Annotated in this window: 15 protein-coding genes, 14 tRNA genes and 1 pseudogene; 15 read left to right on the top strand and 15 right to left on the bottom strand. The window is 40.9% G+C overall.

Going from position 1 to position 21,572, the window contains the following annotated elements:
• Positions 1-331: 331 nt before the first annotated feature.
• The 7 genes from KAN5_RS08545 to KAN5_RS08515 all read right to left on the bottom strand — a co-directional run bounded on the left by KAN5_RS08545 (position 332) and on the right by KAN5_RS08515 (position 1,550).
• Positions 332-407, bottom strand: a tRNA-Val gene (locus tag KAN5_RS08545).
• A gap of 38 nt (positions 408-445) precedes the next feature.
• Positions 446-521, bottom strand: a tRNA-Val gene (locus KAN5_RS08540).
• A gap of 386 nt (positions 522-907) precedes the next feature.
• Positions 908-983, bottom strand: a tRNA-Val gene (locus KAN5_RS08535).
• Positions 984-1,021: 38 nt separating this feature from the next.
• Positions 1,022-1,097 (bottom strand) — tRNA-Val (locus KAN5_RS08530).
• A 150-nt stretch (positions 1,098-1,247) separates the two neighbouring features.
• Positions 1,248-1,323, bottom strand: a tRNA-Val gene (locus tag KAN5_RS08525).
• A 38-nt stretch (positions 1,324-1,361) separates the two neighbouring features.
• A tRNA-Val gene (locus KAN5_RS08520) sits at positions 1,362-1,437 on the bottom strand.
• Between the two features lie 37 nt (positions 1,438-1,474).
• Positions 1,475-1,550 (bottom strand) — tRNA-Val (locus tag KAN5_RS08515).
• Between the two features lie 767 nt (positions 1,551-2,317).
• On the opposite strand from KAN5_RS08515, the gene KAN5_RS08510 reads away from it, so the two are divergent.
• The 7 genes from KAN5_RS08510 (at position 2,318) to KAN5_RS08480 (ending at position 3,402) form a co-directional block, all read left to right on the top strand.
• Positions 2,318-2,393 (top strand) — tRNA-Ala (locus KAN5_RS08510).
• A gap of 39 nt (positions 2,394-2,432) precedes the next feature.
• Positions 2,433-2,508, top strand: a tRNA-Glu gene (locus KAN5_RS08505).
• A 142-nt stretch (positions 2,509-2,650) separates the two neighbouring features.
• Positions 2,651-2,726 (top strand) — tRNA-Glu (locus tag KAN5_RS08500).
• Positions 2,727-2,819: 93 nt separating this feature from the next.
• Positions 2,820-2,895: transfer RNA gene (locus KAN5_RS08495), tRNA-Glu, on the top strand.
• Between the two features lie 93 nt (positions 2,896-2,988).
• A tRNA-Glu gene (locus KAN5_RS08490) sits at positions 2,989-3,064 on the top strand.
• A 93-nt stretch (positions 3,065-3,157) separates the two neighbouring features.
• Positions 3,158-3,233, top strand: a tRNA-Glu gene (locus KAN5_RS08485).
• A 93-nt stretch (positions 3,234-3,326) separates the two neighbouring features.
• Positions 3,327-3,402 (top strand) — tRNA-Glu (locus KAN5_RS08480).
• Positions 3,403-3,550: 148 nt separating this feature from the next.
• Here KAN5_RS08480 and KAN5_RS17560 read toward each other — a convergent pair.
• A complete protein-coding gene (locus KAN5_RS17560) occupies positions 3,551-3,739 on the bottom strand; it encodes a hypothetical protein (protein WP_347881515.1) in 189 nt (62 codons plus the stop codon).
• Between the two features lie 98 nt (positions 3,740-3,837).
• Here KAN5_RS17560 and KAN5_RS08475 point away from each other — a divergent pair, with 98 nt between their 5' ends.
• The 4 genes from KAN5_RS08475 to KAN5_RS08460 all read left to right on the top strand — a co-directional run bounded on the left by KAN5_RS08475 (position 3,838) and on the right by KAN5_RS08460 (position 9,843).
• On the top strand, positions 3,838-6,711 hold the full coding sequence (locus KAN5_RS08475; protein WP_244390910.1) for a pitrilysin family protein: 2,874 nt from the start codon (positions 3,838-3,840) through the stop codon (positions 6,709-6,711).
• 113 nt (positions 6,712-6,824) lie between these two features.
• Positions 6,825-7,775 carry an HlyD family efflux transporter periplasmic adaptor subunit gene (locus KAN5_RS08470; protein ID WP_016707868.1) on the top strand — a complete coding sequence of 317 codons (951 nt, stop codon included), beginning with the start codon at positions 6,825-6,827 and terminating at the stop codon, positions 7,773-7,775.
• Positions 7,772-8,698 carry an ABC transporter ATP-binding protein gene (locus tag KAN5_RS08465; RefSeq protein WP_244390909.1) on the top strand — a complete coding sequence of 309 codons (927 nt, stop codon included), beginning with the start codon at positions 7,772-7,774 and terminating at the stop codon, positions 8,696-8,698. Before KAN5_RS08470 ends, KAN5_RS08465 begins: the two co-directional genes overlap by 4 nt.
• Positions 8,695-9,843 carry an ABC transporter permease gene (locus KAN5_RS08460; protein ID WP_244390908.1) on the top strand — a complete coding sequence of 383 codons (1,149 nt, stop codon included), beginning with the start codon at positions 8,695-8,697 and terminating at the stop codon, positions 9,841-9,843. Before KAN5_RS08465 ends, KAN5_RS08460 begins: the two co-directional genes overlap by 4 nt.
• 57 nt (positions 9,844-9,900) lie before the next feature.
• On the opposite strand, the gene gloA is transcribed toward KAN5_RS08460, so the two are convergent.
• The 4 genes and pseudogenes from gloA to KAN5_RS08440 all read right to left on the bottom strand — a co-directional run.
• On the bottom strand, positions 9,901-10,299 hold the full coding sequence (gloA, locus tag KAN5_RS08455) for a lactoylglutathione lyase (RefSeq protein ID WP_016707865.1): 399 nt from the start codon (positions 10,297-10,299) through the stop codon (positions 9,901-9,903).
• A gap of 61 nt (positions 10,300-10,360) precedes the next feature.
• Positions 10,361-11,389, bottom strand: coding sequence for a serine hydrolase domain-containing protein (locus KAN5_RS08450; RefSeq protein ID WP_244390907.1), 1,029 nt, complete (start codon positions 11,387-11,389; stop codon positions 10,361-10,363).
• 121 nt (positions 11,390-11,510) lie between these two features.
• Complete coding sequence (locus KAN5_RS08445) at positions 11,511-13,421, bottom strand: aminotransferase class V-fold PLP-dependent enzyme (protein WP_016707863.1); 1,911 nt, start codon at positions 13,419-13,421, stop codon at positions 11,511-11,513.
• A 96-nt stretch (positions 13,422-13,517) separates the two neighbouring features.
• Positions 13,518-13,795: pseudogene (locus KAN5_RS08440) on the bottom strand (hypothetical protein); the annotation flags it as partial.
• Positions 13,796-14,129: 334 nt separating this feature from the next.
• Here KAN5_RS08440 and KAN5_RS08435 point away from each other — a divergent pair.
• The 3 genes from KAN5_RS08435 to KAN5_RS08425 all read left to right on the top strand — a co-directional run bounded on the left by KAN5_RS08435 (position 14,130) and on the right by KAN5_RS08425 (position 17,286).
• Positions 14,130-14,444 carry a hypothetical protein gene (locus KAN5_RS08435; protein ID WP_138534034.1) on the top strand — a complete coding sequence of 105 codons (315 nt, stop codon included), beginning with the start codon at positions 14,130-14,132 and terminating at the stop codon, positions 14,442-14,444.
• 3 nt (positions 14,445-14,447) lie between these two features.
• Positions 14,448-15,890 carry a DUF4041 domain-containing protein gene (locus tag KAN5_RS08430; RefSeq protein WP_244390906.1) on the top strand — a complete coding sequence of 481 codons (1,443 nt, stop codon included), beginning with the start codon at positions 14,448-14,450 and terminating at the stop codon, positions 15,888-15,890.
• 370 nt (positions 15,891-16,260) lie between these two features.
• Entirely contained in the window at positions 16,261-17,286 is a 1,026-nt protein-coding gene (locus KAN5_RS08425; RefSeq protein ID WP_244390905.1) for an LA2681 family HEPN domain-containing protein, read from the top strand.
• Between the two features lie 28 nt (positions 17,287-17,314).
• Here the strand turns inward: KAN5_RS08425 and istB are convergent, their stop codons facing one another.
• Complete coding sequence (istB, locus tag KAN5_RS08420) at positions 17,315-18,070, bottom strand: IS21-like element helper ATPase IstB (protein WP_016710687.1); 756 nt, start codon at positions 18,068-18,070, stop codon at positions 17,315-17,317.
• 11 nt (positions 18,071-18,081) lie between these two features.
• The gene (gene istA / locus KAN5_RS08415; protein ID WP_029216306.1) at positions 18,082-19,632 is read right to left on the bottom strand and encodes an IS21 family transposase; all 1,551 of its coding nucleotides are present in this window, start codon (positions 19,630-19,632) and stop codon (positions 18,082-18,084) included.
• A 229-nt stretch (positions 19,633-19,861) separates the two neighbouring features.
• Between istA and KAN5_RS08410 the strand changes: the two genes are divergently transcribed.
• Complete coding sequence (locus tag KAN5_RS08410) at positions 19,862-20,593, top strand: LA2681 family HEPN domain-containing protein (RefSeq protein ID WP_244390904.1); 732 nt, start codon at positions 19,862-19,864, stop codon at positions 20,591-20,593.
• 330 nt (positions 20,594-20,923) lie between these two features.
• Here KAN5_RS08410 and nth read toward each other — a convergent pair whose 3' ends face one another.
• On the bottom strand, positions 20,924-21,556 hold the full coding sequence (gene nth, locus KAN5_RS08405; protein WP_244390903.1) for an endonuclease III: 633 nt from the start codon (positions 21,554-21,556) through the stop codon (positions 20,924-20,926).
• Positions 21,557-21,572 lie beyond the last annotated feature (16 nt).

Raw genomic sequence — 21,572 nt, 5'->3', positions numbered from 1 at the left:
GTGATACTGGACTTGAACCAGTGACCTTCGCCCTTACTTGTAAATGGCGGTGATGCTCTTTTTTAGTAACTAAGCTAACGAACTGATTTTACGAAAGGATTTATATGTGGTGGGTGATACTGGACTTGAACCGGTGACCTTCGCCCTTACTTGTAAATGGCGGTGATGCTTTTTTTAGTAACTAAGCTAACGGACTGATTTTACGAAAGGATTTATATGTGGTGGGTAATACTGGACTTGAATCAGTGACCTTCGCGCTTACTTGTAAATGGCGGTGATGCTTTTTTTAGTAACTAAGCTAACGGACTGATTTTACGAAAGGATTTATATGTGGTGGGTGATACTGGACTTGAACCAGTGACCCTCGCCTTGTAAGGGCGATGCTCTCCCAACTGAGCTAATCACCCACATATAAACTTATATTATATTCTCACCATTCTAAGAATGGTGGGTCGTACTGGACTTGAACCAGTGACCCTCGCCTTGTAAGGGCGATGCTCTCCCAACTGAGCTAACGACCCATATTACAACTTTAAAACGTGACTATTAAAAATAATAGTACTGGACTTTAACCAGTGACCCTCGCCGTTACTTGTAAATAGCGGTGATGCTCTCTTTTCTTGCAACTGAGCTAACGACCCATATTACAACTTTAAAACGTGACTATTAAAAATAATAGTACTGGACTTTAACCAGTGACCCTCGCCGTTACTTGTAAATAGCGGTGATGCTCTCTTTTCTTGCAACTGAGCTAACGACCCATATTACAACTTTAAAACGTGACTATTAAAAAATAGTACTGGACTTTAACCAGTGAACCTCGCCGTTTGTAAATAGCGGTGATGCTCTCTTTTCTTGTAACTGAGTTCGTGACCCATATTACAGTTAATATAATAGATTTTATATGTGGTGGGTGATACTGGACTTGAACCAGTGACCCTCGCCTTGTAAGGGCGATGCTCTCCCAACTGAGCTAATCACCCACATATAAACTTATATTATATTCTCACCATTCTAAGAATGGTGGGTCGTACTGGACTTGAACCAGTGACCCTCGCCTTGTAAGGGCGATGCTCTCCCAACTGAGCTAACGACCCATATTACAACTTTAAAACGTGACTATTAAAAATAATAGTACTGGACTTTAACCAGTGACCCTCGCCGTTACTTGTAAATAGCGGTGATGCTCTCTTTTTTGTAACTGAGTTCGTGACCCATATTACAATTAATATAATAGATTTTATATGTGGTGGGTGATACTGGACTTGAACCAGTGACCCTCGCCTTGTAAGGGCGATGCTCTCCCAACTGAGCTAATCACCCACATATAAACTTATATTATATTCTCACCATTCTAAGAATGGTGGGTCGTACTGGACTTGAACCAGTGACCCTCGCCTTGTAAGGGCGATGCTCTCCCAACTGAGCTAACGACCCGGATAGAATATCAGATGCGTAACACTTTAAATTAAAGTGGTGGGTGATACTGGACTTGAACCAGTGACCCTCGCCTTGTAAGGGCGATGCTCTCCCAACTGAGCTAATCACCCACATCTGAATAACAACTCATTGCTGCGTTGTTGTGGGGCGCTATTATAGATAGAGTTGTAAATGTGTCAACACTTGAATGAGTAAAAATGTTTTAGATGCAGCTTTTATAATCAACGAACCTGTATTGAGATTGTTTTATAGTCAATTCACTGTGTTTATTACATAAGTAAAATCAGTTTATGTATTTTATGACGTGCTATTTCAATCTCTGTGTGAAAATAGTTCTCTGCTGAGTTCCTGTGTTTTTGAGCATTAGCTTTCTTAGTTGTTAACTAGAAGCGTATTAAAGCTGTTTATGCTTAATCTGGGCTGGCGAATATTACTGAAAGCATTTTGGCAGTTCTGTTTACTCATAAAAGAAAATAAGAAACAACATTAACTAAAACGTATTAGGGTAGGGAAGCTATCCTTTATTTATATTCTCTAATAATTGCCTGACACTTAATGGCTAAAAAGTACAAAAACACAGTCACTTTATTTTGCATATAAATGTATAACATATTACTCTGCTGATCAGAGCAGCTTAAACAATCAAGGTAACTTTGTTTTTCCGTTTTAGCTTCAAATTCTGTTTCGAAACAGTGGCTTTGCGCGTATTTTAAACAGTGTGGTTTATTCGTTATTCAGTTTGCTGAAAAATAAACCATTTGAATAAAGTTACTGAAAAAAATGTTGACATTATTTGGGTGGCTGCATAGAATGCGCCCCGCACTCAGCGATACACAGCACGCTTTAACTGCGTAACTGTTTAGCAAAATAATAAGTTGGGGCTATAGCTCAGCTGGGAGAGCGCTTCGCTGGCAGCGAAGAGGTCTGCGGTTCGATCCCGCATAGCTCCACCAATTTGTTTAAGTGTTTGTCCTAGGGTAGCAGTTTTCTGTGTCCCCATCGTCTAGAGGCCTAGGACACCGCCCTTTCACGGCGGTAACAGGGGTTCGAATCCCCTTGGGGACGCCACTTAACTTTTTAGTTAAAGGCGGTTTAACCGAGAAAATAGCGAACAAATTAGGCTCGAGTCTTAATTTGTATTAATCGCAATTACCTTAACAGCTCAGGATGTGAGTCTAACTAATCAATTGTCCTAGTGACACATTTCTGTGTCCCCATCGTCTAGAGGCCTAGGACACCGCCCTTTCACGGCGGTAACAGGGGTTCGAATCCCCTTGGGGACGCCACTTACTTATTTTTTAATAGGAAAGTGCAGTGTTATTAAGAAGCTCGTCTGAATCGAGTTTAACTATTCAGTTGTCCTAGTGACACATTTCTGTGTCCCCATCGTCTAGAGGCCTAGGACACCGCCCTTTCACGGCGGTAACAGGGGTTCGAATCCCCTTGGGGACGCCACTTACTTATTTTTTAATAGGAAAGTGCAGTGTTATTAAGAAGCTCGTCTGAATCGAGTTTAACTATTCAGTTGTCCTAGTGACACATTTCTGTGTCCCCATCGTCTAGAGGCCTAGGACACCGCCCTTTCACGGCGGTAACAGGGGTTCGAATCCCCTTGGGGACGCCACTTACTTATTTTTTAATAGGAAAGTGCAGTGTTATTAAGAAGCTCGTCTGAATCGAGTTTAACTATTCAGTTGTCCTAGTGACACATTTCTGTGTCCCCATCGTCTAGAGGCCTAGGACACCGCCCTTTCACGGCGGTAACAGGGGTTCGAATCCCCTTGGGGACGCCACTTACTTATTTTTTAATAGGAAAGTGCAGTGTTATTAAGAAGCTCGTCTGAATCGAGTTTAACTATTCAGTTGTCCTAGTGACACATTTCTGTGTCCCCATCGTCTAGAGGCCTAGGACACCGCCCTTTCACGGCGGTAACAGGGGTTCGAATCCCCTTGGGGACGCCACTTACTTATTTTAAGTAATGTATAAAGCAGTGTAATGCCGGACTTTCTATTCGCATGTTATCAAGAGTGCTAACTCTTAAAAATTAACAGTGCTAAATAACATTTCATAGTTATCTTCATTATTTATAAAATAATCACATCTAAATCTTTACTGTAATCCAAGATAAGTTAAAATTTTCTGACCGCTGACCGCTGACCGCTGACCGCTGACCGCTGACCGCTGACCGCTGACCGCTGACCGCTGACCGCTGACCGCTGACCGCTGACCGCTGACCGCTGACCGCTGACCGCTGACCGCTGACCGCTGACCGCTGACCGCTGACCGCTGACCGTTCACACTTAGTTACAAATTGCTGCAATTGTTTATTTTGCTGCGCTTGTTCCATTTTTAATAAAGCCATAAACTCAATGGGTTATTAAAAAATGGATGATAAAATGAAATTAACAAAAATAGCCGTTGCGGTACTACTGACAACAGGTTTAGCTGCTTGTAGTAATAGCTCAGTAAATAATACCAACGAAAAAGCGAGTGCGGTACAGTCTGCCTATCCAGGTATTACTTTAATTGAATCAGTTGCGGCGAATGCTGCTGAGATCAGTATCCCCTATAAAAAATATCAATTAGATAACGGCCTTACCGTTATTGTGCATGAAGACCACTCAGACCCTTTAGTGCATGTAGATGTCACATATCATGTTGGATCTGCCCGTGAAGAACTAGGTAAATCTGGTTTTGCCCACTTTTTTGAACACATGATGTTTCAAGGCTCAGAAAATGTTGCTGATGAAGAGCACTTTAAAATTATTACTGAAGCGGGTGGAACACTCAATGGAACTACTAATTCAGACCGCACTAATTACTTTGAAACTGTGCCGGTAAACCAACTAGAAAAAATGTTGTGGTTAGAAGCTGACCGTATGGGCTTTTTACTCGATGCAGTAACCCAAGAAAAATTTGAAGTACAACGTGAAACAGTTAAAAATGAACGTGGTCAGCGAGTTGATAACCGCCCATATGGCCGCTTAAACGAGCGAGTGTCTCAGGCACTTTACCCAGATGGTCACCCATACTCTTGGCCAGTGATTGGGTTTATGGATGATTTAAATCGCGTAAATGTAAATGATTTAAAAGCATTCTTTTTACGCTGGTATGGTCCAAACAATGCAACGATCACTATTGGTGGCGACATTAACGCTGAAGATGTCTTACCATTAGTAAGTAAATACTTTGCCCCCATCCCACGTGGGCCAGAAGTTGTTGATGCCGAAAAAGTTGCAGTGACCCTTGAGGCTGACCGTTATATTTCAATGGAAGATAAAGTTCATTTGCCTCTGCTAAGTATGAATTTTCCAACTACTTATGCACGTGCTGCAGATGAAGCACCACTTGATATCCTCGCTGAGATCATTGGTGGTGGTAATAACTCATTACTTTATAAAAACTTGGTTAAAACACAGCTTGCAGTTCAAGCGGGTGTTAGTCATCCGTGTCGTGAGCTGGCGTGCTCATTAAGTATTTATGCCTTACCGAACCCTGCCTCAGGGAAAACCCTAGCAGACATTGAAAAAATTGTTCGAGATTCGTTTACTGAGTTTGAGCAACGTGGCGTAACACAAGATGACTTAGATAAAGTCAAAGCTAAAATTGAGTCAGGCGCTATTTTTGGCTTACAAAGTGTAGCAGGGAAAGTTTCTCAGTTAGCTGCATTTGAAACTTTTACAGGTAACCCTAATTTTATTCAGGATGATCTTGCGCGCTACAATAGTGTTACGAAAGCAGATGTGATGCGTGTATTTAATCAATATGTGAAAGGCAAAGCGGCAGTGATAATGAGTGTTGTGCCTGAGGGCCAACGTCAGCTGATTGCGGCAGAAGATAACTTCACACCCATTTCGCATGACTTTGGTGGCCCTTCAACAACCAGTGCTGATGATTTAGTTGCTCGTAAAGCTGTTGATACTTTTGACCGCAGTAAACAGCCTACAGCGGGTGTTAACCCTGCTGTAGAAGTACCTACATTGTGGCAGACAACAACAGCAAACGGTATTGCTGTGCTTGGAACCCAAAGTATCGAAACACCTACTACGTCCATATTAATCAAAGTGCCTGGTGGGCAATACAGTGAACAAGCTGAAAAAGTGGGGTTAGCTGCTACAACCGCAGCGATGCTCAGTGAATCAACGCAAAACTACACCACAGAACAAATGAGTGGCGCGCTTGAAAAATTAGGCAGCAATATTCGCATTTCTGCAAACAGCACACATACTAATATCTTTGTATCAAGTTTAACTAAAAACCTTGATGCGACATTGGCATTGGTTGAAGAAAAACTCTTTAACCCGGCTTTCAGTGAAGAAGACTTTAACCGTAATAAACAACAAAGTATTCAAAATATCCAGCATGCTCTAAAAGATGCTGGGTATTTGGCGAGTAATGCTTACAGTCAATTATTGTATGGCGATAGTATTGCAGCACTACCAAATGGGGGAACTCTTGCCAGTATCGAAGCGATCAGCCTAGATGATGTGAAAGGTTTTTATAACTCAAACTTTAAACCGCAAGGCAGTGAAGTTATTGTAGTGTCTGATTTAGAACAGCAAGCACTACAAGCAAAAGTAGCCGCAACCCTTGATAACTGGGAAGGTAAAGCGCCAGCGCCTTCAGCCCATTTTGAAGAACCAAAGGTCGCAAGTAATGTCATCTACCTTGTAGATAAACCAGATGCGCCGCAATCAGAAATCCGTATCGGTAAGCGCGATATGATAGAAGATATTACCGGTGAGTTCTTTAAAGCAAACTTAATGAACTTCGCATTAGGTGGTAACTTTAACAGCCGTATAAATTTAAACCTGCGTGAAGACAAAGGTTACACATACGGAGCACGCACCAGTTTTTGGGGAGATGCAACTTCTGGTGGCTTTACCGCATCAGCAGCTGTGCGTGCGGATTCTACCGCCGCGTCTATTGTTGAATTTACCAAAGAGCTAAATAACTATGCGCAAAATGGAATAAGCGATGATGAACTAAGCTTCATGCGTAAAGCAATTAACCAAAAAGATGCGTTAAAATACGAAACACCAAATGCCAAGCTAAGCTTTTTAGCGCAAATCCTTGAACATGATTTACAGCCTAGTTTTGTCAAAGAGCGCAATGAAATAGTCAGTACAATCAGTAAAGAAGAAATTAACGCCTTGGCTGCAAAGCACCTCAATACCAAAGACATGGTATATGTAGTAGTAGGTGATGCAAAATCACTTAAACCCGAGCTTGAAAAGTTAGGTATGAAAGTAGTTGATTACACACTTTAAGCAGCAGTTTTAAGCGGCTTAACAGCCGCTTAAAACCTAAATTTAGTCTTTTCTCTGATGGAGGTTGAACGCACATTAATCTATAGTTAGTTTACAATGTTAAGGGAATTATCATGTTACTCCATCGTTTGTTACTTTTATTAATCAGTCTATTATTTTTATCAGCCTGTAATGATCAAGACTCAAATATTGCCTTAGGCACTTTAGAACGTGAGCGAGTGATCCACCCAGCAACAAGCAGTGAAGTATTAATTGCGTTACCTGTTATCAGTGGGCAAGTTGTCAAACAAGGCCAAGTGATTGCGCAATTTGATTCAGTATTACAGCAAGCTTTGGTTGATAAAGCAGATGCACAACGACAACAAGCACAAGCAAATCTCGATAAAGTACTCAATGGCGCGCGGGTAGAAGAAGTTGCTGCAGCCAATGCTAAAGTAGCGGCAGCCAAAGCTGCACTAACGCAAAGTGAAGCGAATTTTCAACGCGCTAAATTACTCGTTAAAGATAAGCTTGCCAGTCAAGAAACGTTGGACAGAGCTATCGCCAACAAAGATGAAAACTCAGCTAATTTAGAAAGTGCACAACAGCAGTTAAACGAACTGGCCAATGGTGCCCGCATTGAAGATATTCAAATAGCAAAAGCGCAACTGCAAGCCAGTATTGCTGAACTAAAAGCACAACAAAAGCAACTTGATGATTTAACAATTACTGCCACTCGTGATGGTTATTTAGATAATTTACCGTGGAATATTGGTGAGCGAGTAACCAAAGGTAGCCCAGTGGCAATTGTATTAGCATCGGGCGCGCCTTATGCGCGGGTGTATATACCTGAACCATACAGGGTTAAATTAAAAAAAGGGATGGCACTGAGCGTAACGGTTGATGGTCTTAACCAACAGTTCACAGGTGAGTTAACGTGGATCTCAAGTGAGCCCGCTTTTACGCCGTATTATGCACTGAACCAAGAAGAACGTGCACGCTTGATGTATTTAGCCGAAGTGCAATTAGATAAGTCGGCAGTCGAGCTTGCAAGTGGTGTACCTGCGCAAGTGATTTTGCCATGACGCAGTGCGTGATCAAAGCGACACAACTCGACAAATACTTTGGTGATCTAAAAGCAATCGACCAATTAGATCTTGCAGTTGAAAAAGGCCAGATATATGGCTTTTTAGGCCCTAATGGCTGTGGTAAAACAACCGCAATACGCATGCTTACAGGGTTACTACAACCGACAAATGGACACATTGAAGTACTGGGTTTACAACTCCCCCGTGATGCAGAGCAATTACGAACTAAACTTGGTTATATGACCCAAAAGTTTTCTTTATACGGCGATCTTACCGTGTATGAAAATTTAAATTTTATCGCCAGCTTATACTCATTCTCTAGTGCAGAGCGTCGTACTCGCATTGATGAACTGTTACATTTATATGGCTTAGATGAACGGGCCACGCAACTAGCAGCGAGTATGAGTGGTGGGCAGCGGCAACGCTTATCGTTAGCGGCTGCGGTGATGAATAAGCCGCAAATTCTATTTTTAGATGAACCTACATCAGCAGTTGACCCACAAAACCGTCGTGATTTTTGGGAAACATTGTTTGATTTGAGTAGTACAGGCACCACCATTTTAGTCACCACGCATTATATGGACGAAGCAGAGCGTTGCCATAAACTGGCCATTCTGGAAGCTGGCGTAAAACGTGCTGATGGTACACCAAAGCAACTTATGGCAGACATGGATGCACATGTCATTGAAGTGTCGGGTGCACAAACGCGGCAGTTGAAAAGTGACTTAGCAAACTTACCCGAAGTACTTTCTGCTACACAATTAGGCGCACAATTAAGAGTATTAGTGCGTAAAGATATTTCGCAGCCATTAGAGTTTCTGCGTACTCAAAAATTTGTTAACAGAGATTGGCAACTTCATCAGGTACGACCCAGTTTAGAAGATGTGTTTGTCACCTGCACCGGGCAGGGTAGACAATGAGGGCTTCACTATGGCGGGTATTTGCTATATTCAACAAAGAGTTATTGCAACTAAAACGCGATAAAATGACGTTTGGCATGGTGGTGATGATCCCGCTTATTCAATTAATGTTATTCGGCTATGCCATAAATACCAATGTGAAAGATATTCCTGTGGGAGTTGTAGATCACAGTCAAACCGCGTTAAGCCGAGTATTGATACAAACTGTGCAAGCCACTAATGTGGTGAATTTTACGCAGCAATTTACTAGCTTGGAACAGGCACAACGAGCGATAGCCAGTGCGAAGGTACGGGCCGTTTTGTTTATTCCTAAAGATGTTGATAATCGCTTAGTACAACACCCAAGCGTTGGGCTTGGCTTACCAGAGTCAGTAAGTGAAACAGTAACTCGGCCAATAGCGCAGTGGCTTGTTGATGGCTCGGATACGGTAATCGCATCAAGTATCAAGGCACTACGAATGATGCCATTAAACGAGCTTTTAGATAAACCCGCCAATCGTACTTTCCCGACGTTTGAAGTAACCTTATTTTATAACCCTGAACAACGAACTGCTGTTAATATTGTTCCCGGTTTAGTCGCAGTTTTATTAACGATGACCATGATAATGTTCACCTCTGCAGCGATAGTGCGAGAACAAGAACGCGGTAATATGGAGTTATTAATTACATTGCCCTTGAGCTCATTAGAACTGATGCTAGGAAAAGTGATCCCTTATGTATTTATTGGTTTTGTGCAGTTGTTTATTATTTTAGGTATGGGGCACATACTGTTTAACATTCCATTTGGGGGGAATTTAGCCGCGCTAGCCCTAGCTACTTTGCTTTTTATTTGTGCCAGTTTAGTACTTGGTTTAGTGCTTTCAACAATCGCTAAAAACCAATTACAAGCAATGCAAATGACCGTATTTATTTTATTACCGTCAATTTTGTTATCTGGTTTTATGTTTCCTTATGAGGGAATGCCGATTGCTGCGCAGTGGATTGCGCAGTGTTTACCTGCAACGCACTTTATGCGACTAATTCGTGGTATTGTACTCAGAGATGTTGAGCTTCTAAATATGGCTATGGATTTACTGTGGTTATTTGCTTTTACAGTAATCGGGCTGCTGGTAGCAGCAATGCGCTTTAAGAAAACATTAGATTAAGTCATTTCAAAAAAGTGCCTTGGTTTAGGCACCTTTCATCATTACAGTCTCATGCAGTTAAAACTGGTTGTTGTCTTTTTTCTGGATCAGTTCAATTGCATAGCCATCGGGATCTTTTACAAAGGCGATTTCTGTGGTGCCGCCTTTTACAGGGCCGGGCTCACGGCTAACATTGCCCCCTGCGGCTTTGATATCTGCACAGGCTTTATAGATATCATCAAACTCAATAGCAATATGACCATAAGCATTGCCTAAATCGTAGCTGTTGGTATCCCAGTTGTAAGTCAGCTCTAATACCGTGCTGTCTTTTTCATCGCCGTAGCCTACAAAGGCGAGTGTGTAACGGTATTCTTCGTTGTCCGCGCGGCGTAGCTCTTTCATGCCCAGTACTTGCGTGTAAAACGCAATTGATTTATCTAGATCAGCAACCCGTAGCATGGTGTGTAGTAAACGCATTTAAATCCCCTTGATTTTGCTTTAAATTCACATAATTCTTAAGAGCGCAGCTACTTTGTGACTATTGCTGCGCTGTTAAAATATCAATAATCCGATTATAAATTATTTCGGTGAGCATCACAGTATCATTACCGTTAGTATTTATAAACTGCACTACAACTGTGTCGATATCCTTGTAAAAGCGAGCGATGCTTGAATAACCTAACACCCAACCAGTGTGCTCATATTCGTAAAGTGAAGCATATAAAGCTTGCTCTTGTGCGTTGAAAAAAGTGCCTTTGTTTAAAGCAATAATAAAGTCACCCACATCGTGTGCTGTTGCCACATAGCCTTGATCGAGTGCTTTAAAATCATTTTTATAACCTACATAATAGCCACTCATCAAATCTGCTAAATTGATTTCATGCACTGATGAAAACGTATGCGTTAGGCCCAGTGGCGTTAAAATTTCATCTTTAATAAATAGGTTATGATCATAACCTAGTACATTAGACATGATCCTTCTGAGCAACAAATAATTCGTATTTGAATAGCCGTAATCAGTATTCGGGCTAAAGTCAGCGGGTCTATCGAGTACTAATGCCAGCGGATCAGGGTATGTAATTGACCAATCAAAGTTATCTGTGTCTGTATAATTGGGAATACCACTGCGATGCTTTACCATCATTCGCAATGTTATTTTATCTGCGTTTTCAACACGGCCAATTAACGACGGCATGTAATCGGCCAGTGTTTTATCCACATCAATACGTCCAGCGGCGGTAAGCTTAGTTAAAGCCGCTGCATCATATAACTTTCGGATACTGCCAATTTTAAAAAGTGCACTAGGGTAAGCGGGTATTTTTTGCTCTCGATTATGCCAACCCTGCGCAAAATACTCCGGTTGTTGTCCTTGCTTATGAACATACACAATAATGCCATCAACCCCTTGCTCGATAGCTTCAATCGTCTGCGCTTGAACGGTTGCAGGTAAAGGGGATAAGTAATATAAAGCAAATTTCCAAGGCGCAAAAAAGTATATACTTGAGAAGGTGATAATTAGTGCCGCAATGCGCATTAATGTGAGTGCTTTTTTATTTTTTAGTTGCATTACTGCACTTCCTGTTTAGTCCTCAACGTTTTAGTAACCTAACCTTTAAATATAACTCGCGCAATTACACGCTTAGCAGCAATGCCATGGACATTGCTGCTATTGTCATTATTGAATCGCTTTACTTTTTAACCTTGCCCTTAAGTACATAGATCTCACCATCAAAACTGCCTTGAATCGTCAAGCCTTGTCCAGCTAACTCTTTTAGATACTCAATGTGTTCTTCAGTGATATGTTGGCCTGGAACCAACAGTGGAATGCCCGGAGGGTAGGGCGTCACTAAACCGGCACAGATGCGGTTGTTGCTTTTGCTAATAGGCACCGATTCACGCTCGCCATAAAACGCATCACTTGGAATACAAGCCAAATCTATGGCTGGTAAATTCTCTGGTAAGCGAGAGCGCCTCATTGATGTTGCTAATTTCACTTTACCGCTATCGAGTTTCTTAAGCGCGTTATACAGACGAATGATCTTCGAACGCGTCCCGCCAAGTGTCAGTAGAACTAAAATGGTGCTATGCGTGTATTTTTCTATTTCTAAGCCAATTTCATCGAGCAGGAATTTATGAATATCTTTTAACGAATAAGGTAATTCACTGATGTCGATGAGAATTTTAAGCGGATCGTGGCCCATGTTATCGCCACTAAAGTGTGGAAATATATTCATAAAGTCTTGCTTACCAAGTACTTTAATATGCTTGAGCGAGGCCATTTGTTGTTTAAACTCTGCTACATGGTTTAACAAGGCATTGAGTAGCTTATAGCCTTCCATCTCCAACTGCTTTTGGCACACGTCTAGAGACGCGATAAGCTGATACTTTGGTGATGTACTGGCGTAGATACTGTAAATTTCGCGAAAGAAATCGGCATCGAAATCAGGGTCGTTAACATGAATATAAGACGCCTGAGAGAACGCTGAGACCACCTTATGCGCTGAATGCGTGACATAATCAGCGCCAGCATGAATGGCTGAATAATGGCGGAGGCTGGGGTGAAAAAGAGAGTAAGCAAACCAAGCTTCGTCGATAAACACTTTAATACCGTGTTGATGGGCAAATTCTACTACTTGTTTTAAGTCGCTAAGTAGGCCATCGTAAGTACAACCAGTTAAAACTAGCAGCTTCGCATCGGTATTTTGTTCAATCGCTTGTTTAATGTCGGCCAACGACGGTGGCGCAAAGATGCCATATTTAGGATTTAAAATACTCGACAAATAAATAGGGAAACTAGCAGATTGCAAGATGCCATAATGTACAGACTTATGGCAATTGCGGTCGATGATCACTTTATCGCCCTTGCGCAGCAGCGTCTGTAAGATGATTTTATTTGAAGTTGATGAGCCGTTAGTTACGAAATAGGTATGCTTGACTTCAAACGTCGCCGCTGCTGACTCTTGCGCACGGCCAATGGTATTGGTGCTATCTGACAATGAGCCTAACGAATCGACCGAAACCGACAAGTCGCCAACAAATACATTACGGCCATAAAATTGATAAAAATCTTTAATATAAGGGGAGTTTCTAAAACTAGAGCCACCGCTGTGACCTGGTGTATGCCATGAATCGTTCGATTCGCCAACATAACGACGATATGCAGTCCAAAACGGGGTTTCTGAGCGGTCATCAAAGTCGTTGATCATATAACCTAAAATCGCTTCTGGGTCAGAAATCACTTCATCTTTAAAAAAGAATGACTCAATCTCCTCAGACTCGTTAACTATTTCTAGGCCTTTGGTGTCGTCACCGATAACATAAACCGGCAACTCAAGACGGATCCCCTTTAATTGCTCAATAAAGCGACTATACGTGCGTTCACCAACTTTGTTACTTAGATCCCAACTGAGTACCACAGCTTGAATATCACCATCTTCCTCTACAGACTCCAGCGCTTGCTTGAGCTCGAGGCGTTCAATAATATCGATATGAATATCATTGCGCTCAAAATTAGGGATCGTTTTCGACAGATTAGTCGAAAGCTCTTGTAAGGTGGTAGGGTCTTGCTCAATCAACAAGATACGAAGTAAAGGTAGCATAGGAATTCCCGCAATAAAATTTCATGATGCTCAACAGCATAACTAAAGGATTGACACTTGTGAAATTAATAGTTTGAAAATGTTTGATTAAATGCGCTATTTCACGAACGCGCTTGTTAAGTATACTCGACAGGTTTTGATATTTATCTGAGCAGCTTTATCCTTAAACTCACATAAACCTTTAATAATACAACTATGCATTTTGGCTTACGCGCCACACAGGTATAACGCCGTGAAGAATAAGCCAGTGATGCACGTCACTTTAAATACTTTAGGGATCACTTTTTCAAGTTTTTGTTCAACCGCAACCACATTTTTCCTATCGCAAATTTGGTACGATTTGATATGCGGTCGATGTGAGTGTCTACTGCTACAGGGCTAACCGGAGGGTAATAAAGGTAGATTTAAAATGTGTCTAATTGCACAAGGCTAGGCTGATTTGTGCCATATATAGTCGGCTCTAACTCACTTCTGCCCCAAAATGAGTCAGCGACTGTATGAGCCATTACTCTCCATACTATCATTTGGAATATTTTTTCTAACCCAAATCAAGGGGGCTAATCTGCCTTGAGAAACATAGATATTTTAAACCTTAGTGCTCTCGTAGCTATAGACTTTATGCAATCTATTTGATTTCAATGTAACCCTTACAATTTTGTTGTGCTAGCATCGGAAGCATAATTCTGATTTGCTTAAAGGAGAAATGCATTGGCCAGACGAGGAAATGGTTTAAGGACGGCTATAAAGGTTGTTAAAGCTATAGATAGAGCCAACAAACAAGCCACCCGCGAAGCTCAGCGTAGAGAGAAAGCTCGGCAACGTGCTGAAGCTCAAGCACTTAGAGAGCATGAAAGAGGTGTGCGTGAAGCTCAGCGAGAACTACAGCGGCAAGTAAGACAGCAACAATCCGCAGCAAAGCAAGCATTTAAAAATGCGCTATCAAATGCAAATGAAGAGTACCAAGACCGCTGCGAAGAACGAGCCGCCCTTAGAAAACAATTCATACAAGAGGTTTTAAAGTAAACAATGGATAGTAATTTACTAATATTAGCAGGCATATCTTTGTTAGCAGTTTTGCTGACCTATATAGTGGCGAAACGCTCTGCGGATAAAAAAGTTGGACAGTACAAGTCAATTGATGAAGCGTTAACGAAAGCCAAAGTAGAGCACGAGACATTAAAGAAAGCAAATGAATCACTACAGAAAACTACTGAGATAGCAAAGCAGGCGCTTTCCAAAATTAACGCTGAAACTGCCGACCTACAAGCTTTGAAAGGACAAGATGACTCTCTTAAAGTTAGTATTCTAGAGCAGCAACAGTCTCTTGACGCAGCCCAAAACGCTCTAAATGAACTTAATGCCAATATTGAAAAGAGCGAACAGGATCTGAACGAGCTAATGGGTGGGATAGACTTGTATTCACGACTCGATGAATATACTGCTCATGGCCATTTTGAAATGCCACAATATCTCTACGAAACATCAACTCGCTATTCTGAAGAGATCAAAGACATACGGCAGCAACAAAAAGACATGATTAAAGCTAAGACCGCAGTCACCTTCCCAGAAACGACCGTTATTTCTAATGATAAGTCTTTGAATAAAAAAATCCTCAATGGTCAAGTTAAGCTAATGCTAACTGCGTTCAATATTGAATGTGACATGCTTATTGGCAAGGTTTCTCCAAGCTCATTTGGTCGTACGCTGGAGCGAATTGAGAAACTAGCAAACAATCTAGAAAAGTCAGCTGCGACAATGGAGTGTGGCTTTGATATTGACTACATCGAACTAAAATTTGAAGAATGTAAGCTTCAGTATCAATATACCCTGAAGAAGCAGGAAGAAATTGCCGAGCAGAAGCTCATCAAAGAGCAAATTCGTGAAGAGCAGAGAGCAATAAAGGAGTTTGAAAAAGCTATTGCTGAAGCTGAGAAAGAAGAAAAAATGTATCGAAGCCTTCTTGATAAAGCTCAGCAAGAGCTTGCTCAAGCTAATGAACAAGAACGTAGTGAAATGGAACAAAGAATAGCCATTCTAGAGCAGCAATTAGCCGAAGCTGAAGCCAAAGAAGAACGTGCCAAGAGTATGGCGGAACAAACTCGTAAGGGCCATGTGTACGTGATAAGTAACATTGGTTCCTTTGGAGAAGATGTTTACAAGATAGGCTTAACACGCAGGCTTGAGCCAATGGACAGAGTTAAAGAGCTTGGTGATGCCAGTGTACCATTCCCATTTGACGTACATGCCATGATTTATACTGATGATGCACCTGCACTCGAAACAGCTTTGCATCGTGAATTCCATTCTCAACGTGTTAATGCAATTAACCTTCGTAAGGAGTTCTTCAGTGTCGATCTAGAGGAAATTAAAGATGCCGTTGAGAAAATCGCTGGAGTAGATGCTGAGTTCAAAATGACCGCTCTGGCGGAAGACTATTACGAAAGCCTCCGTCTTAGTGATGCCGCATGATTTAATAGTTTTTTCCACCTTCGAGTCAGCCAGTTCAGCGCTGGCTCACCATTGCCCCACTGCGTGCTAGCAACGTTAAACTTCGGCCAAAGTGAAGTGTCCAGTTTATGTTTCAGTAAATTCCATTAAGAAATCTATAAAGAGCCTTAAGTGCAGTGGTAAGTTTTTGTAGCGTTGCACACTGCTTAGTTGTTCAACCTTAGAATATTTATATGTTATTAGTGCATTTAGAATAGGTAAAGCTATGTTTCATTTACTTTTTATACCAAAAGAAAAGAATGAAAAGTTGGACGGATTATTGAAAATTTAAGATGAAATTCATTAAGTTAAGGTGCAATATGAGAGCTGATATTTTAGGTAAGGGTTTAGGATGAAGTATGAACAGTTGGTAGAGTTTTTACTAAAAGCAGATGACCTGCTGCTATCAGGTGATTTAGTAAAACTGCAAGTCTACGTAGATGAGCACGAAGCACATGAGTACCAGTTCGATTCAGCACTTTATGAAGCTCAATACTATTACGCATTGGCTAATTGTTATTCTGCCTTATATCACCCTCGAACGTCCAAGTGGTACTCACAAGAGATAGTAAAAGTAGCTGTTTGCTATCGAAAAGCATTAGCAATGATAAACAGCGTTGAGGTTTCACCTAATACCATAAGGTTAAAATCAATGATCTGTACAAACTTAGCCAATCACCTTTCTTCACAAGGGCGAGCATTATGTTGTATTGAACTTTATGATGAAGCAATACGATTAGACAATAATCCGATTGCCTACGTTGCAAAGGCTCGAAATGAACTGTTTATAGCAGATTCTATCTATGACTCAGGACATAGAGAATATCATTACTATACTGCTGCGAAACTGTTAGAAGAACTCAAACCTTTTGAGGAGTTGCTTGAACCAGAACAGCGTATCCCAATTGATGAGGGTGGACGGCTTCATCATTTTAGAAGCTGGTATCACGAAAATTATGAAAATGATTCATTTAACTATTTTGATGAATTTAAAGAGCAATTTGAATCTAACAAACAGAAGAAATACTTATCATGGTGTGCTGATAATCGGCTATTTATCAACGATTTAAATGATGTATGTAAGTCTGAGATAGTTTATCAAGATGTACTTGGTTTATCTTCATTTACTCAACGCTTCAATGATTTACTCAGTGAAACTGATGAACTGACTTATCACGGAAACTACGATGAGATTAAAAATGATTACTGTTATGCGAGATACTTAATGTATCAAGCAATGTCTATTGAAAATGATGAAATTCATTACTCTAACAAGACCTTTCAGCACGTAGATACTCGTTGTGGTGCGATTGATAATTTGAAAGTTGCGTATTCTCATGACTTTGATCACCGATTCTCATCAGCTTTGATCACCTGATTTATCATTTTGTAGAGCCATTTTTAAATTAGCTTAACTGATCATCATCAGTCAATTTATTTAGTTGTTTTCGTATCGATTCTCCTTTTAAGTTCAACTTAATCGAACCATGAATTAGCCTATCTAAAATGGCGTCAGCGTGAGTTGATTCTCCTATCATCTCATGCCAGTTTTCCTGCGGGAGCTGGCTTATAATTATGTGTGATTTATATCCATACCGCGCATCGATTAATTCGAGTAAGTCACCTCGTTGTTGCGCACTCAGTGGTTCAAGACCCCAGTCGTCTAAAATCAGTAGATCATACTTTATTAGCTTCGCCAGTAATTTCCGGTAACTGCCATCTGCTTGTGCTAGAAACAGGCTTTCAAGTAGTTCTTTCAATCGAATATAGTAAACACTTTTTCCTTGCAAACAGTGTTCATGCCCTAATGCACATGCGAGGTAGGTTTTTCCACAGCCTGTTGCGCCAGTGATTAAGATATTTTGGTGTAAGTTCAGCCAGCTATTTTGGCTTAAGTTACGTATCTGTGCTTTTTCTATATTGCGTGTCGGCGAGTAAATCAGTTGATTTAACTGAGCCGGTAAGCGGAATTTAGCGTGGCGTACGAGTCGGTCGATTTTTCTTTGCTCACGCGAGTCAATTTCATGTGTTAGCAATAAACTGATGCGCTCTATAAAGCTTTGTTCTTGATATAGATTTGGCTGTTCAAGCTGCTGCTTGAGTGCTTGCTTTATACCCGATAACTTGAGTAGTTGAAGTTGCTGGTTAATGGTATCTATCATGTTTTCATTCCTTAATGGTAATAATCTGTACCACGTATGTTGCTGTGTGTAATTGGCTTTTCTGGCTCTGTTTGCTGTGTGGGTAACGGTTGTTGATCCAACCCTTTCTTCAGCATCTGCTTTATTGATTTGAGTGTGGTCGTATTCATCACGATTGCGCGATAACACGCTTGCTCAAGCCGCTCTTTTGAATAGATTTTAGCTAAACTCAACACCCCTAAACAGGCGCGATAAGCATGCTCGGGGTGACGCCGTCCACTGAGCTGTAACTCAATAACTTGGTGGGTATACTCCCCGATACTTAATGCCCATGAGCGTAAATTTATCGGTGACTGCTCATGCTGTTTTTGATGCGCCAGAGGCATATGATGAGACTGTGTTGTATGCCCACCTAAACGGTGTGAGCGCGGATGCTGTGCGATTAAGGTATCGTCATGATAAAGCTGTACTAGCTGATTGGTTATATGTGCGCGTAATTGTTTCTTAACCCATTGATACGGCACACTGTAATAATGTTTTTCTATTTCAACATGATAATCAATGTGTACTCGCACCGTTTTAATTTGTGTATAGTGATAGGGCTTTTCTGGCAATGGCTTTAATGCGCTTTTATCCACCCTATCAAATAGCTGTTTACGTGACTGTTGATATTGCTTCATAACCTTATTGTTCATTACATCAAGTAGCTTTGCTATTTCTTGATTTAGGTGCGCTAAGCTGTAGAAGGTTTGGTTACGCAGACGTGCCATGATCCAACGCTCAACAATTTGTACACCGACTTCAGCCTTCGATTTATCTTTGGGTTTATAAGGTCTAGCAGGTATGACAGCGACGTTAAAATACTCAGCTAATTGATGATACGTGGGGTTTAAATCTGGCTCGTAGCGACAGGGTTTACTGACAGCACTTCTGAGATTATCGGGAATAACAAGCGCTGGTACACCGCCTAAAAACGCAAAGCAACGGGCATGACTCATCACCCAATCTTCAAGTTGTTGGCTATACGTTGCTTCAGCATAGGTATAATTTGATGCGCCGAGTACGGCAACAAACACTTGAGCAGTCCGTGTCTTCTGCGTTGTAGGGCATGTGATGGTCAATGTGGGGCCACAATAATCCACAAACAGCTTTTCACCACCTTTATGATGTTGACGCATCGATAACCGTTGTTTTCCCAACCATTCCCGGTAGGCGCGGCAGAAGTGGCTGTAGCTGTAATAAGGCTCACCGATTTTCTCAAGTAATTCATCGAATACTAACTGCAACGTTAAATGTTTATGCTGCTTTAAATCCCTGTTGATAGCGAGCCAATCAGGTGTTGGGTATCTTTTTTGACGGGTTGAGAAGTCCCTGATTTTTGTATTAAGAAAAGCACCGTGTTGCTTATCTTCAGGTAACGGCCATTGGTTTAAGCCTAACTCATTGGCTTTTTTAACGTAATTAGCGACGGTACCAGGGGAGATATTTAAGCTTCTGGCAATCTCTCGATGGGATAATTTAGCTGAATATTTCAGCCGTAAAATAGCCTGTAATTTACTCATAGATATAGGTCTTGTTGACATGATTGTTATCCTCATCAAACGATTTAGATAACGGTTTAACATACCTACAAAAATGATAAAACGTGAACTCGGTAACGAGTGGCATTAAGCTTTGATCGGCAAAATTATTAAGAACACAAAAGTGATCATTATCAAGTAATTTTCGTGATCAAAGCTTAATGAGAATAAGCGATCAAAGTTAATGCCATTGGGTGATCAAAGCTAGGGAGAATATGCAAAAGTCAGTCATTTGAAATCTGCATTCAAAATCCTATATTCCCTTTTCGATAAAATTGCTTATTTCATTCACCGCTTCTTTGATTTGAATGACATATCAAAAGACAATAAGATCTACATTGATAAGCTATTCCAAAAGCTCAATAGTAAAAGTTGGAAGCCAAACGAGAAGTTGGAAGGTGGTCAAAACCACTTCATCAATGCTCTTTTCTTTATCCTACAAGAATTGAGAGATGTAAAAGGGTTTGAATCAGTCTCAAAATGGATTAATCCGAGTGCTGAAAAATTTAGCGAAATTAGAAACGCTATGGAACATCGCTCTTTGGTTGTTGTTGACGCAGAGTCATACCACTTGATAACTAACTTCGATATCGTAAATAAGCTATCAACTGAGCGCTTCAATAGTGGTTATTCAGAACTGGAAACCAAGTTAGACGAAATAAACCAGAAAATTGCAAACGCTCGAAGGTCGAAAAACAAGGATTTAGAACAAAAAAATAGGGCTAAGCAAAAAAAGCTTGAAGATAAACTTGCGGGCTTAAACTCTCAACGATATGAAAAACAAAAGCTTTCTTCTCATACACTTCATATAACGGTTGATGACCTTGAAGTTCGACTATTTTCATTAATAAAGTTAGTCAGAAACTCCATAATGTATCTATCATTAGCAATCAATTTAGATTCAGAGATGAAAAAGGAACATCAAGAAGGTATCGCTTTACCTCGTGATATACCTTTGAGATAAGGAGTTATATCTCTTCTCCAGCTTTTAGTTTTGTATTCAACATTTTTAGTTCTGTGTGCTGAGTCGTATCGGACTTAGCACAATATTAAGCTTGGTTGATTTGAGTAATGTCCATTAGGTTCGCTATTGGTATTTTAGACATTGAAGCGCTTGTTCTAAAACATTTCTTTCCAAAAATTAGTTTAACGTCCGTTCTCACAATTGAATTTATGTTGTTAAGTTATTGTTGAATGGCAGCAGTTGGCACAAAGCCGTCCTTCGGCTCTAACTCATTTTTGTCCAAAAACGTGTTTCGCGAACTTCCGCTTATTGCTCAAAGTAGTCACTAACTTACTCTACTTTATCTTTAAACTCACACAAGTCTTCAATTATACAACTGCCACATTTTGGTTTGCGGGCTGTACAAACATAACGACCATGTAAAATGAGCCAATGGTGTACATCGACTTTAAATTCTTTAGGCACTACTTTTTCGAGCTTCTTTTCTACTTCAACAACATTTTTACCCATGGCAAATTTAGTGCGATTGGAGACGCGGTCAATATGGGTGTCTACCGCGATTGTCGGCCAGCCGAAGGCGGTGTTGAGTACGACGTTTGCAGTTTTACGGCCAACGCCAGGGAGGGCTTCTAAGGCTTCGCGGTTTTCAGGAACTTCGCTGTTGTGTTTATCTACTAAAATCTGGCACATTTTGTACACATTGGCGGCTTTAGAGTTAAACAAACCGATGGTTTTAATGTAATCGCGCAGCGTATCGTGGCCTAAGTCTAAAATGGCTTGTGGCGTATTGGCTACGGGAAAGAGCTTACGGGTGGCTTTATTAACACCTACATCGGTGGCTTGTGCTGATAGTGTTACCGCTACTAGTAGCTCAAACGGGCTTGAATATTCAAGCTCAGTTTCAGGATGCGGATTTTGCTCGCGCAGGCGAGAGAGTATTTCGTAACGTTTTTCTTTATTCATGCAACTTAAACGCACA

This window comes from Pseudoalteromonas sp. KAN5 (genome assembly GCF_022846535.1).
Classification (GTDB): Bacteria; Pseudomonadota; Gammaproteobacteria; order Enterobacterales; family Alteromonadaceae; genus Pseudoalteromonas; species Pseudoalteromonas haloplanktis.
The sequence above is the reverse complement of the archived record's forward strand: the minus strand, read 5'-3'. Positions and strand labels throughout refer to the sequence as shown.